Origin of the sequence: Mesorhizobium sp. M1088 (genome assembly GCF_040318575.1) — a bacterium.
Classification (GTDB): Bacteria; Pseudomonadota; Alphaproteobacteria; order Rhizobiales; family Rhizobiaceae; genus Mesorhizobium.
In genome coordinates this window covers 1-13,331 of record NZ_JAMYMO010000032.1, presented here as the reverse complement: position 1 = coordinate 13,331, position 13,331 = coordinate 1, and the positions used below count along the sequence as shown (strand labels likewise).

Sequence of the window (13,331 nt, the reverse complement as noted above, 5' to 3'; positions counted from 1 at the left end):
GTCCCAAATCCAGATCGAACGGAACAGTCCGCGCGCCGATCAATGACCGGCGCGCGATGCTGGCGGTCAGTTCCTTTTCAGGTACTTGTCCATATTGTCCTTGGTGACGAGTTCGAGCGTGGTGAAGACCTTCTTGTCGGTCTTCTCGCCTCGGGCCAGCTTCAGAACCGTGTCGAGCGCGCCTTTTCCCTGGCTGATCGCGTCCTGGAAAACGGTCACCTTGAGGTCGCCTGACTTCATGGCTGTCAAGGCGTCCTGCGTTGCATCGATGCCGGCAACGACGTAGTCGCCGGTTGATCCGCCACTTGCCTTGATGGCCTGAAGCGCACCCAGCGCCATCTCGTCGTTGTTTGCGATGACGGCATTGAAGTTGAGACCCGCCGACAGCCAGTTTGTGGTCAGGTCGAGCGCCTGCGTGCGTGACCAGGTGGCCGTCTGCTCTTCGACGATCTCGATGCCCTTGCAGTCATCGGACTTGAAGACCTCGTGCACCGCCTCGGTGCGGCCACGCGCAACCAGGGTTCCGAGTTCGCCCATCAGAATGACGGCTTTGCCCTTGCCGCCCAGCAGGCGACACACCTCTTTCGCCTCCAGGCTGCCTGCCTGGATCTGGTCAGAGCCGACGAAAGCCTGCTTCTCCGGCAGCTGATCGACGTTGGAAGGCTGATTGTTGGCGAAGACCAGGGGAATTCCGGCCTTGTCGGCGGTCTTGGACATTGCGACGCCGGCATCGGCCTCTACCGGGATCACGATCATGCCGTCGACCTTGGCGGCAATGAAGTTTTCGATCTGGCTTTGCTGCCGGGCGATATCGCCCTGCGCATCCTCGATCAGCAACGTCACGTTCCAAAGGTCTTTGGCGTGCGCCTCCAGGCCACTGCGAAGAATCGCGAGAAAATTGTCGTCGAACCGCTGCATGCTGAAGCCGATTGTTTCGGCCTGAGCAGGGACGCCGAGCAACGTTAGACATGCGGCGGCCAGCAAAAACTTTTTCATGTTCCGTCTCCGTCGGTTTTTTGATGATGGAAAGCTTTGTATTGCCGACTTCGCCCCGGTACCCGTCGGACTAGCGGCAGCATCACAAGAAAACGATCGTGCAAGTTTCAGGCGTGGCGTTGCCCCAAGCGAGACGTGTTCAGCGCCGTTAAGCCTGCTGCGAAGCTCTTCGGCTTGCTACAGTTGGTAAAACGATACACCTGCCTTTTTTCACCTGTCAACTCCCATTTGACGTGTTTGCCTTCATCAGAGTCGAGCTATCTCGCCAAAACCCGGGATATCGACGACATGATAGGCGACATCGCCAGATCGGCGATCGATTGACAGGGAGAATTTTTAGTGTACCGTTTTACCAACTTGCTCGACCGCACAACGGCGGAGCTGGACTCGCGACCATCGAGGTTTTGTTCTCTTGCGGGAGTTGTAGAATGAGGGTCTCTGGGACCTTGGGAGATTTGAACGACATGCCGCCGAAAAGTGGATCGCCCACAGATGCCGCGGACCGCGCCACCATTCAGGACGTCGCGAAAGCGGCGAGCGTATCCGTGAGCAGCGTCTCGAACTACATGAACAATCGATTCCACCGGCTCGGGACGGAGACCAGGACGCGCATTGCGACGGCAATTGCTGAGCTTGATTTCCGACCGAACCAGGCAGCGCGCCAATTAAAGACCGGTAAGGCCCGTGTAATCGCCCTTGTCGTGCCGAGCATCGTTAATCCCTTCAACGGGCAGATGGTGTTCTCGATCGAGCAGGCCGCAGTGAAGGCGGGTTACCGGGTTCACCTGTGCAACACCATGCGCGATCCGAAGCTCGAGAAGGAGTTTCTCGACAATCTGGCCGCCGTAGGCGTTGCGGACCTCATCACGATCGCGCCCCTGAACACCAGGCGGGGTTATTACTCGGCCTGGAGCGACCTCTCGATCGTGGCCGTGGACGCCAACAGGCTCGATTTGAAGCTTGCTCGGCTCGATACGGTCAATCTCGATCACGAGGCGGCAATCGGGATTGCCGTGGAACATCTGTTTGCTCTCGGTCATCGGCGGATTGCGTATGTCACGGATCCCCTCATCACCCACAGCCGGGTGATGAGGTTGTCCGGCTTCAAGAAAGCGATGAGAGATCACGAGCTCGATGACAGCCAGGCAGTGGTGCTCGAGCGTCACCAGAGCGCACTTGATGTCGCAGACGCCCAGATGGTCGAGGTCGGTCGCGATGCCGCTTCCGATGTGGCGGCGCTGTCGCCCAGGCCCACAGCCATTATCGCGTTCAACGACATGATCGCGCTGGGGTTGCTTGCGACTTTCCGTTCCGCCGGCATTGCCGTTCCAAAGGACATGTCGATTATTGGCGTGGACGATGCCTGGATCAGCCAGCTCTCATTTCCCGCACTGACGACCATACGTCAGCCTATCGAGGCGATGGCCAGCGCAGCCGTCGAGCGTGTTCTCAAACCGAATGCGGCGCCGGCCAACGCCGGCTCCGACACGGTCTTCCTGCCCGAACTCGTCATTCGAGACACATGTGCGCCGCCACAGGAAGATGCCGCCACGCGTGTCGGCAAACGACACTTGGAATAGCAGTCCCAAACAGCGCCCTTCTTCCAACAACCCCAGAATATCCGGCCGGATGCATCCGCGCCGGCACGAAAGAGGCTTGCCTTATGGATACCCACGCCACCGAGATCAAACCCAGCGCAAATCATATCAGGATGGCGTGCGACACCGGTGGTACTTTCACCGACCTCGTCGTTGAAGATGGCAACGAGATCAGGCTGTTCAAAGCGTCGACGACACCTGACGACCCGGTGCGCGGCGTGCTCGATGCCTTGGATCTCGCAGCTAGGCACTATCGACTAGGCCTCGGGGATTTCCTCAGCCGCGGCGCCATGTTCGTGCACGGAACCACCCGGGCCATCAATGCGATCATCACCGGCAAGACGGCGAAAACAGCCTTCATCACGACCAAAGGTCATCGCGATATCCTGGTCATGCGCGAGGGCGGGCGTATTGAACCGTTCAACTTCACGGTCGCCTACCCTGAGCCCTATGTGCCTCGGCGATATACGTTCGAAGTCAATGAGCGCGTCGATGCGCGCGGCAACATCGTCGAGGATTTGAACGAAGCCGACTTCATCACGACAATCAAAAAACTGGAGGCACTGAAAATTGAAGCGGTTGGCGTTTGCCTTCTGTGGTCTGTCGTCAACTCGGCTCACGAGCGACGTATCGGAGACCTGCTGAAGGAGCATCTGCCTGACGTTCCATACACGCTCTCGCACCAGCTCAATCCAACCCTGCGCGAATATCGCCGAGCTTCCGCGACCGTCATAGATGCATCGCTGAAGCCGCTGATGTTCAAGTATCTCGATGGCTTGACCAACCGGCTGCAGGACGCCGGTTTCAACGGCCGGACACTGATGGTTACCTCAAGTGGCGGCATCATGGATGCCTCGGCAGTTGCACGCGCTCCAATCCACTCGATCAATTCTGGACCGGCGATGGCGCCCGTCGCCGGCCGCTACTACGCAGAGCGCGATTTTGGCAACGCCATCGCGATTGTCGCGGACACGGGTGGAACCACCTTTGACGTCAGCCTGGTGCGTGACGGGCGCATCCCCTGGAGCCGCGAAACATGGATTGGCCAGCGCACGCGCGGCCATATGACCGGCTTTCCATCTGTCGATATCAAGAGCATCGGCGCCGGAGGTGGCTCGATCGCATGGGTCGACAATGGCGGAATTCTGCAGGTCGGTCCGCAGAGCGCGGGCTCGACGCCGGGGCCGGTCGCTTACGGCCGCAGAGGAACCGAACCCACCGTCACGGACTGCGCCTTGATCCTGGGCTATATCGACCCGGACTTCTTCCTGGGCGGCGCCATGGTCCTCGACCGGGAGGGCGCGACCCGGCAATTGCGTCTGAAAGTCGCCGAACCGCTCGGCATCAAGGTTGAGGAAGCCGCTGCCGCTGTGTTGAGGCTTTCAACCGAAAAGATGGTCGGAGCGATCGAGGAGATCACGGTCAATCAGGGTATCGATCCCACCTCGGCCGTCATGATCGGCGGCGGCGGTGCCGCCGGACTTAATGCGGTCGCAGTTGCCAGGCGCCTTCAATGCGCTGGTGTCCTCATCCCCGAAGCAGGTGCGGTCATGAGCGCGGCCGGGGCCTTGATGTCGGAGCTTTCGTCGGACTATGCGCAACTGCAATTTACGACCAGCGACAGATTTGCGGGCGACAAGATCAACGAGGTTCTGGCAGAGCTGAGGAAGCGATGCCTTGAGTTCGCGGAAGGGCCCGGCGCCGGGGCTCTCGACTACCACATCGAGTATTCCGTAGAGGCGCGGTATCCGCATCAGATCTGGGAAATCGACGTTCCTCTCCCGCTTGATCAGGTGAAGAGCGACGGCGATTTGAAGCAGGTCTCGGATGCCTTCCATGACACCCACCAGCGTATTTTCGAGATCAGCGATCGCAATTCCAATGTCGAATTCGTGACATGGCGCGCCAAGGTCAGATGCAGACTGACCGATCGGGCCGCCGGCACGATCCCCCCCGAAGGCGATTTTGCCGGTGGTCGCGCAAGGCGACCGGTCTACTTCTCCGAACTCGGCTGGAGCGACGTCTCGGTTCATCGCTACGAAGCCATGCAGCCGGGCGAACCAGTTGCCGGCCCCGCCATCATCGAATCATCGTTCACGACCGTCGTGGTCGATCCGGGCACAGTCGCAGAACGCACGGCCAGCGGTGGCCTGCGTGTGACATTCTAAGGAGGCGCTTTCCCATGTCTGAGCAAATTTTGAAGAAGGCGCCGGACGGCGTTCAGATGGCGATGATTTCCAGCCGCATGGAAACCATCGCCCGCAAGATGCAGAACACTCTTTTCCGAACCGCCCGCTCCGGGATCCTCAACACGGCCCATGATTTCTCGTGTGTCGTTCTGACCGCCGACTGCAAGCTGCTGGCGGCGGCGGAGAGCTTGCCGAACCACACGCTCATCGGCCCTGATTTGATGTGCCAGGCGGTGCTCAAGCACCATCCGGTGCTCAAGCGCGGCGACTGCTTCCTCCACAACAGCCCGTATGAGGGAAACTCGCACGCGGCCGACCACTGCATGATCGTCCCGGTCATCGACGATGAGGGCATCCTGCGCTTCTTCGTCCTGGCCAAGGCACATCAGGCGGACTGCGGCAATTCCCGTCCATCCAGCTATCTCGCTGACGTCAAGGATTTGTACGAAGAGGGCGCGCTGATCTTTTCGGCGACGAAGATTCAGGAAGACTACGAGACCAACCACGACATCGTGCGCATGTGCCAGGCCCGTATCCGGGTCCCGGACCAATGGTGGGGTGATTTCCTTGCGAGCCTTGGATCCGTCCGCATCGGCGAGCGCGAACTGCTCAACCTTGGCCGCGAGATCGGCTGGCACATGCTTGAGGGCTACGCCGCCCGCTGGTTCGACTATTCCGAACAAAAGATGATCGAGGCAATCAGGAGGTTGTCTTCGGGACGTGTCGTCCTGGAGTCTGCTCACGACCCCTTCCCCGGCATCCCGCACGGCATTCCCGTCAAGGTGGACGTTGAAGTCGATACGGCCCAGGCCAGGATCATCGTCGATCTGCGCGACAATCCCGATTGCCAGCCCTGCGGCCTCAATCTCACGGAGGCAACCGCCAAGAGCGCGGCGATGATCGGGATTTTCAACGGCATACTCGATCATCATGTTACCGCCAATGCTGGCAGCTTTCGACGCATTGAGATTCGGGTTCGCGAAAATTGTTGTGTCGGCATACCGAGGCATCCGGCCTCGTGCTCGGTGGCGACCACCAATCTCGCCGACCACGTCACCAATCCGGTGCAGCGGGCGATCGCCGAGCTTTCGGCTGGCTTCGGGCAAGCCGCGACCGGCCCGATCCAACCGCCAGGAATGGGCGTCATCTCCGGGCGCGATCCCTACAACAATGACGAGCCCTTCATCAATCAGGTCCATATCGGCATCAGTGGTGGCGCCGGCACGCCGGTCACCGACGGCTTCCTCACCATGATCCATGCCGGCAATGCGGGGATGTGCCATATCGACAGCGTTGAAGTCGACGAGCTCCATCATCCAATCATCATCCAGGATCGCCATATCCTCGGCGACACCGAGGGGGCAGGCACGTTTCGCGGCGCGCCGTCGGTCTATAGCGAGTACGGCCCGTGGGGCGGAAACTCCCTGACCGTCCTCTACACCGCCGATGGTACCATCACGCCTGCCGCAGGCGCCCGCGGCGGTGGCGCCGGCGGTGTGTCCAGGGCGGCAATGCGCAAGGCTGATGGTTCGGTCGTCGATCTTCCCCCCTGCTACGGGGTCACTCTGCAGCCGGGTGAGCACATGGTCTCTCACTCCGCAGGCGGCGGTGGATATGGCTCGCCCCGGGAACGCGATGCGGCGCGGGTGCTACACGATCTCGCCGAAGGGTGGATCAGCGTGCAGCGCGCACGAGACATCTACGGAGTAGCCGTCAAGGGGTCTCCCGAAGACGACAATCTTGAATTGGACATCGTCCAAACACGCATCCTGCGCGCCGGCCGGAGCGAACTGGCGGTGGCCGTTTAGCCCGGATTTTTTTGTCAGGCTGCCCGACAGCGGGCACGATTCAGATCAAGGAGAACTACGATGACAGACGTCGATTGGTCCGCTGGCGCGGCCTACATTGATGGTGAATTCATGCCTCTCAAGGATGCCAAGCTCGGCATCACCGAGTGGGGTTACCGCCGGTCCGACGTTACCTATGATGTCGCGGGCGTCTACTACGGCGCATTCTTCCGGCTTGACGACCATGTCAAACGCTTTCGCACCTCGATGACGAAGTTGCGGATGAACCCGAAGGAAAGCGACGAAGAGATCAAGAATATTCTCGCCGAACTGGTGCGGCGCACCGGCTTGCGCGAGGCCTATGTGGCGATGGACTGTGTCCGCTCCCGCCCGCCGCGCGGCGTGCCGCTTCATCCCATAAACGGCCGCAGCTATTTGATTTGCCATGTCATGCCTTGGGTGTGGGTGTTCACCCCAGAGCAGCAGGAACGCGGCGTGCACGCAATGATCGCGTCGCCCCAACGGATTGCGCCGGAATCAGTCGACCCGACCATCAAGAATTTCCACTGGGGCGACCTGACACGCGGGAATTTCGAGGCGCACGATCAAGGCGCCGAGACCTGCATTTTACTGGATCGCGATGGAAACGTGACGGAAGGACCGGGCTTCAATGTCTTCGCCGTCATCGATGGCAAGGTCATCACGCCGAAACACGGTGCGCTCGAAGGCATCACTCGAAGAACAGTCCTGGAACTCTGCGACGAATTTGGAATTCGCTGTGAGGTCCGGGATATCTCGCGTAGCGAATTCGAAGCTGCCGACGAAATCTTTTTCTCGACAACCGCCGGCGGCATCATGCCGGTGAGCCGCCTGGGAAAAAGGATCCTGGGGAACGACCGGCCGGGTCCGATTTCCGCGCGGCTGAGAACAGCCTTTTGGGACAAGCGGCAGGACGGCTGGCATGCGACGCCAGTGTCTTACGCTTCTTGATCGAAGGCGAAATGCAGATGCGACGGCTTTTCGACCTCGATGGTAAGATTGCCCTGGTTACGGGCTCGGGTCAGGGCATTGGCCTGGCGCTTGCCCGTGGCCTGGCGGAGTGCGGTGCCCGTGTTGTCCTGAACGGCCGCCGTGAACAGCTGTTGAAGGACGCCGCCACGGATCTGCTCAAGGACGGTCTGTCGGTGGAGGTGGAGGCCTTCGACGTCACGGATGCCCTGTCTGCGCGTCAGGGGGTCGAGCGGATTGAGACCTCGATCGGCTCGATCGACATTCTCATCAACAATGCCGGCATCCAGCACCGATCAGCATTGGAGAATTTCCCGGAAGACAAATGGGACGATCTCCTTCGAACCAATCTCTCCAGCATTTTCTATGTGAGCAAAGCCGTGGCCAAAGGCATGATAGGCCGCGGGCGCGGAAAGATCATCAACATCGGCTCTGTTCAGAGCGAATTGGCCCGTCCGGGTATCGCGCCCTACACGGCGACAAAAGGGGCTGTCAGAAACCTGACCAGAGGCATGTGTGCGGATTGGGCAAAGCATGGTTTGCAAGTCAATGCCATCGCGCCAGGCTATTTCAAGACGCCGCTCAACGAGGCTCTCGTTCGAGACCCCGAATTCTCCACGTGGCTCGAGCGGCGCACACCGGCCGGTCGGCGGGGCAATGTTGAAGAACTCATCGGGGCTGCAGTGTTTTTCGCCAGCGACGCGTCTTCATTCGTCAACGGCCACACGCTCTACGTGGACGGTGGTATCACAGTGACGGTGTGAACGCCTGGCGCTGCCCTCGCTTCTCCATCATCCAGAAAGTGGACGCGGATTTTCATGCAGCAAAAACACTCTCGACGGAACTCAGCCTGTTACCCTTCGCTTAAGGGCAAGGTCATCTTTATCACCGGAGGCTGCTCTGGCATCGGCGCAGCGATGATCCAAGGATTTTCCTGGCAAGGTGGAAGGGTGGCCTTCGTGGATATCGAGAAATCCTTGTCTGAGGCGCTTGTGACGTCGCTGAGCGAGCACGTATATCCACCGGTGTTCATCGAATGTGACATCCGCAATATCGCCGCTCTCCAGATGACGATAGAGCGTGTCGGGCGAGATCTCGGTGACGTTTCAGTTCTGATCAACTATGTCGCCAACGACACACGGGACAACAGGATGGCGATCAACCTGCGGCCAATGTTCTTCGCTACACAGGCCGTCATCCCGCAAATGAAGCGTCTCGGAGGCGGGTCGATCATCAACTTTGGATCGTTGAGCGCGCGTACAGCGTCGATCATCCCCACATACATGACGGCCAAGGCTGGCGCGCACCGTCTGCCAACGGGGCTAGCTCGAGAACTCGGTCCTTTCAATATCCGGGTCAACACACTTCTTCCGGGTTGGGTGATGAAGGAAAGACAGAGGCGCGAACATCTGACTCTGCAAGGAGAAGCACGGATCGACGCGCTGCAGTCCGTTCGAGTACACGTTCAGCCCGATGATATCGCAGGGCTCGCACTGTTTCTGGCCAGTGATGATGGTGCGCTCTGTTCGTCGCAAGAATTCGTCATAGACGCCGAGTGGACCCCATAACACTGAACGCGTCCAATCAGACGGTTTGCCCCAATGCCGGGGGCGAACGTGAGCGGACATTGCTGCGCTACAGGCTTCACTTTTCCAACCAGACGGTACGGACGGACCGTAGACGCGGGTACTCGCCGTCATCAGAAAGGCGGAAGGGCCTTTAGGAGACTTGCCTCGGCCCGCGCTTATATCGTCGAGGTGAGTCTTCAAGAATCTACTCGAGAGGGACTGAATTATGAGCTTCACGCCTGCTGAGGATGCTCACGCGGTTATTCTTCCTGCCTTCGATGGAATGATGCTCAGTGATCCGGCAAAGCGCTTTCTCGATCGGGGAGGAATCTCCATTCTGCTGGGAGAAAGCCGGGAAGAATATCTAGCCCGCGAAATGAGTGATACCAGACGTGGGTCAGAAACGGCGGAGTCCTTCCTGAGGATAACCGACGACGCCCGGGGCAGGTCGGGCATGCTACTTGCGGCAGTGGATCAGGAGATGGGGGGGATTTGCCGACTGCATGATTTGGTTCCGCAGTTTCCTGCACCAAGCGAGCTGCCCTTTGCGTCGGAAGAACAGATTTCCGAACTTTCAATGTTTATCGCGACTCAGGCCGCCGGCATGGGGATCAATGTTTTCCTGTCTCCTATCCTTGACGTATTGACCGGTTCCAACAAATGGCTGGAAAGGCGCACATGGTCGAAGGACCCTCTACTGATCGCGCGCCTTTCTGCAGCCTACATCCGCGGCGTTCAAAGCGGGCGTGTCGCAGCGACGGGCAAGCACTTTCCAGGCTACAGCACGACAACTGGCGATCCGGCAGTCGATGCTACTGCAATCAATCCCCTTGCCCTCTCCGACGTCGAGGCGGGTCTGGCACCCTTTCGTGCTGCCATCGCTGCCGAGGTGGAACTGATTATGGTCGGACCTGCCATCGTGACGGCCTACGATCAAGCAAAGGCTGCACTCCGATCCAAGGCGGTGGTCCGGATGCTGAAGGAGACCCTCGGCTTCGATGGTGTCGTGATGGCCGATGACTTAGATTCCATGGCCACCATGCGTGGCGATAGCGTTGCCGCGGTCGCAATTGATGCGCTTAACGCTGGTTGCGATTTCCTACTTCTCGCCGACATCGGCACGCAACTGGACGAGATCGCCGATGCAATCGAAACAGCAACTCGGTCCGGAACGATTTCGGCCGAGGCGTTGGCAAAATCTGCTAACAAGGTTCGGCACCTATCACGCAAGTATGAAATGAGAAAGGTGTGAAACCCCTCACATTCCAGTCTGCCAATTATGCGACTTTCGAAGCACAAATCATGAACATAGGATGATGGGGTATTCGGTTCAAATTCGCCGGTGGCGTCAGCTTCGCGCCTCCATTCGGCCGTAGAGATTGGCTTAGCCGCTGCCTGAAAGCAGACGTGGTCAGCGACAGGGCCGGACGTCTTGATAGCGCCAATTGTCGACGTTTGCAGTTATGCCAACAACGTCGCGTCTACTCGGCAAGCAGACTTACGGCCTTGCGGCATTTGGGAGTTTCACTTGACGACCGAAAACTCGAACTGGTCCCCGCGGTAAACGGCCTTGTATTCGTCGTCGCGCCCCGGCGTCCTGAACACATTGCGAAAAATCGCCCCACAGCTTGTCAGTTCTATGGGAAAGGCGTTGCACAAGAAATCGCCTTGCACCCACGAGGTTCCTACGCGGCTCCTCTGGCCAACGGTCTCGCTGACGGCGCCGTCGACCGAGGTTGTGCGCTGCATCGGCAGGAACGTGGGCATTACCAATTTTCCGCGCGTTTCGTGCCCGAACATGAGAGACTTTATTTCCGCCCCTGTGAGCCGGTCCTTCGGATTCATGCCTGCCTTTGCCAATGCCGACAGCTCTGGCACACCTGCCTTGGTCAGCCCGGCCAAAAGGCGTTCGATATCGGCCGTATTCTTGAACACCATGTAATCCTGGGTCATCAACTGGCTCGGCCCCCTGTCCACCCGCCCAACAACCTTCCTAAGCGTTTCCAAAGCCGCCGCGGCCTGGTCTGTGCGCCCAAGATGCCCATAAGCCGAAATAAGGACCTGCAGGGCATAAAATTTCGCCCGTGGATCGGCCGATATAAGGTCCATCTTCTCGATCGAGCGAACCGCGTCCTCAAACTTCTCCTGGCCGAACTCGGCCAGTCCGGCTTGGTAGCGCCTGTAGTCCATCCACGAGTTTGGGTCGACGCGCGCAGCCGCATCGAGATAGCTAAGCACTTCCTTCGGCCTGCCGTTGAAATTCAGAGCATTGGCCAGCGAGAGATAATTCCAAGTATCGCTGGGATCGAGCGCCACCGACTTCAGAAGAACGGTAACTGCGTCGTCCGAGTCGTGCTCGCGGACCATCAACTCGGCGACGAGCTGATAGTAGCCCGGCGAAGGATCCCTGGCCGCCGCTTCCAGGGTTTCATAGATCTTGCCCTGGGCCACGTCCGTCGTAAGTCCCATTACTACGACCCGACCGACATCCGCGTCCCAGTAGGCCCAGGCGAGCTGGGCGTACGCCGCGCCGAAATCGGGGTCGAGTTGCACGGCTTGCTGGAAATACTTCACAGCCTGCGCAAACTCCTCGGGCGTGTTGATACGGTTGTAGATGTCCATCCCCTTGAGATAGGCCTCATAGGCCTCGGGATTACTGGTGCCTCCGGCCCGGGTAGCCGGCGCGCCGCTCACCAGGCGGAGCTGCAGCGCACCCGCGATGCTGCTGACAACGCTGTCCTGCAGCGCGAATACGTCTGCCCACCGGCCGTCGAAACGCTCCGCCCAGAGATGTCTGGAAGTCGAGCCATCGATCAGCTGCGCATTGATGCGCATGTCGTCGCCGACGCGGCGAATCGAGCCTTTCAGCAGGTACCGGACGCCCAATGCCGCCGCAATCTCCTTCGGGTCCTTGTCCTTGTAAGCGGAGCCCGCGTTGGGGGAGAAGACGAAAAGACCCGGCACACGCGCCAGTGCGGTCGTCAGATCCTCGGTGAAGCCGTTGGCGAGATATTCTTGTTCCTTGTCGTCGCTGAGATTGTCGAAGGGCAGGACGACTAGCGAGGGCCGGGTGTCGGCTGCCTCGCTGACGGTCGGAACGGCAAGCGGTGCAGGCCTCTCCCACGGCTGCCACCATGCTACTGCAAGGCCGAGAGCCAGGACGAGAATTCCCGCCGCGGCCGGAAAACGCCAGGCGCGCGGCTGGCGGCGAGCATGGAGGGTCTTGCCCGCTGTCGCGGAATCAAGCAACACGCGATACGCCTGAACGGGTTCGGCTATGTTTTTGACCCTCTGTTCGCCCATTGGCTCAAAGGCGAACGCCAGCTTCCTATCAACCTCCTTGGCCACTTTTCCCGAGATGCAGATGCCGCCCGATTCCGCCAACTGCTGAAGTCTGGCCGCGATGTTGACCCCATCGCCATACCGGTCGTCGCCGTCGACGATCACCTCGCCGAGGTTGATGCCGATCCGCACCACGATCTGTTCCACTGCGGGAAGCGAGGCGTTGCGCTCGGATAGTCCCCGCTGCAACGACACTGCACATTCGACGGCATCGACGACACTACCGAATTCGGCCAGCATCCCATCGCCCATCAGCTTGAAGATATGGCCGTGGTGGCGGGCAATTTCGGGCTCGAACAGTTCCTTGCGTCCGGCACGTAGTCGCTCAAATGTACCGGCCTCGTCGCGCTCCATCAGAGTCGAATAGCCTACTACATCTGCGGCTAGAATCGCGGCAAGCTTGCGGTCCATCGGTGGCCTGGCCCCAGCGGATCATAGTATTGGTTGTTCTGAAAGGAAACCGACCTTACCAGCAAATCCCTTCTCCCGCACGTTTGATGGACCGTAAGCGCTGTTCTCAGGCCACGGCCTTGAGCTCAGGCGCCCGGATGTAGGCCCAGGGCAGCAAGTCGTCGATCTGGCTGTTCGGATGGCCGTTGACGATCCTGGTGAGGACGTTGGCGAGATAGCCGAGCGGCTCGACACCGTTGAGTTTGCAGGTTTCGATGAGCGATGCGATGACTGCCCAGTGTTCGGCACCGCCGTCCGAGCCCGCGAAGAGCGCGTTCTTGCGGTTGAGCGCCATCTCGGGGTCATTCTGCCCATGTTGGGCAGGAGGTCGAGGTCCATTACCGTTGGCACCCGTATTTCGGACATCGGCTTCGCTGCGAGAACAGCGAAGAG

General features: G+C 59.6%; 9 protein-coding genes and 1 pseudogene. 7 read left to right on the top strand and 3 right to left on the bottom strand.

Features of this window, described 5'->3' with window-relative positions; translation table 11 throughout:
• Positions 1–66: 66 nt before the first annotated feature.
• On the bottom strand, positions 67–996 hold the full coding sequence (locus NKH49_RS26165; protein WP_352928542.1) for a sugar ABC transporter substrate-binding protein: 930 nt from the start codon (positions 994–996) through the stop codon (positions 67–69).
• A gap of 464 nt (positions 997–1,460) precedes the next feature.
• On the opposite strand from NKH49_RS26165, the gene NKH49_RS26160 reads away from it, so the two are divergent.
• The 7 genes from NKH49_RS26160 (at position 1,461) to NKH49_RS26130 (ending at position 10,398) form a co-directional block, all read left to right on the top strand.
• Positions 1,461–2,576, top strand: a complete 1,116-nt coding sequence (locus NKH49_RS26160; protein WP_352824800.1) for a LacI family DNA-binding transcriptional regulator — start codon at positions 1,461–1,463, stop codon at positions 2,574–2,576.
• Between the two features lie 83 nt (positions 2,577–2,659).
• Entirely contained in the window at positions 2,660–4,762 is a 2,103-nt protein-coding gene (locus NKH49_RS26155) for a hydantoinase/oxoprolinase family protein (RefSeq protein ID WP_352718720.1), read from the top strand.
• Positions 4,763–4,776: 14 nt separating this feature from the next.
• Complete coding sequence (locus NKH49_RS26150; protein WP_352824802.1) at positions 4,777–6,591, top strand: hydantoinase B/oxoprolinase family protein; 1,815 nt, start codon at positions 4,777–4,779, stop codon at positions 6,589–6,591.
• A 60-nt stretch (positions 6,592–6,651) separates the two neighbouring features.
• Positions 6,652–7,560: an aminotransferase class IV gene (locus NKH49_RS26145; RefSeq protein WP_352928540.1), complete on the top strand. Its 909-nt coding sequence runs from the start codon at positions 6,652–6,654 to the stop codon at positions 7,558–7,560.
• Between the two features lie 17 nt (positions 7,561–7,577).
• Positions 7,578–8,342 carry an SDR family oxidoreductase gene (locus tag NKH49_RS26140; RefSeq protein WP_352928608.1) on the top strand — a complete coding sequence of 255 codons (765 nt, stop codon included), beginning with the start codon at positions 7,578–7,580 and terminating at the stop codon, positions 8,340–8,342.
• Positions 8,343–8,396: 54 nt separating this feature from the next.
• On the top strand, positions 8,397–9,146 hold the full coding sequence (locus NKH49_RS26135) for an SDR family NAD(P)-dependent oxidoreductase (RefSeq protein WP_352928538.1): 750 nt from the start codon (positions 8,397–8,399) through the stop codon (positions 9,144–9,146).
• Between the two features lie 226 nt (positions 9,147–9,372).
• Positions 9,373–10,398: a glycoside hydrolase family 3 N-terminal domain-containing protein gene (locus tag NKH49_RS26130; RefSeq protein ID WP_352502267.1), complete on the top strand. Its 1,026-nt coding sequence runs from the start codon at positions 9,373–9,375 to the stop codon at positions 10,396–10,398.
• A gap of 272 nt (positions 10,399–10,670) precedes the next feature.
• On the opposite strand, the gene NKH49_RS26125 is transcribed toward NKH49_RS26130, so the two are convergent.
• Both NKH49_RS26125 and NKH49_RS26120 read right to left on the bottom strand, forming a co-directional pair.
• On the bottom strand, positions 10,671–12,899 hold the full coding sequence (locus NKH49_RS26125; protein WP_352502250.1) for an adenylate/guanylate cyclase domain-containing protein: 2,229 nt from the start codon (positions 12,897–12,899) through the stop codon (positions 10,671–10,673).
• A 106-nt stretch (positions 12,900–13,005) separates the two neighbouring features.
• Positions 13,006–13,233 (bottom strand): annotated as a pseudogene (locus tag NKH49_RS26120) (transposase domain-containing protein); the annotation flags it as partial.
• Positions 13,234–13,331 lie beyond the last annotated feature (98 nt).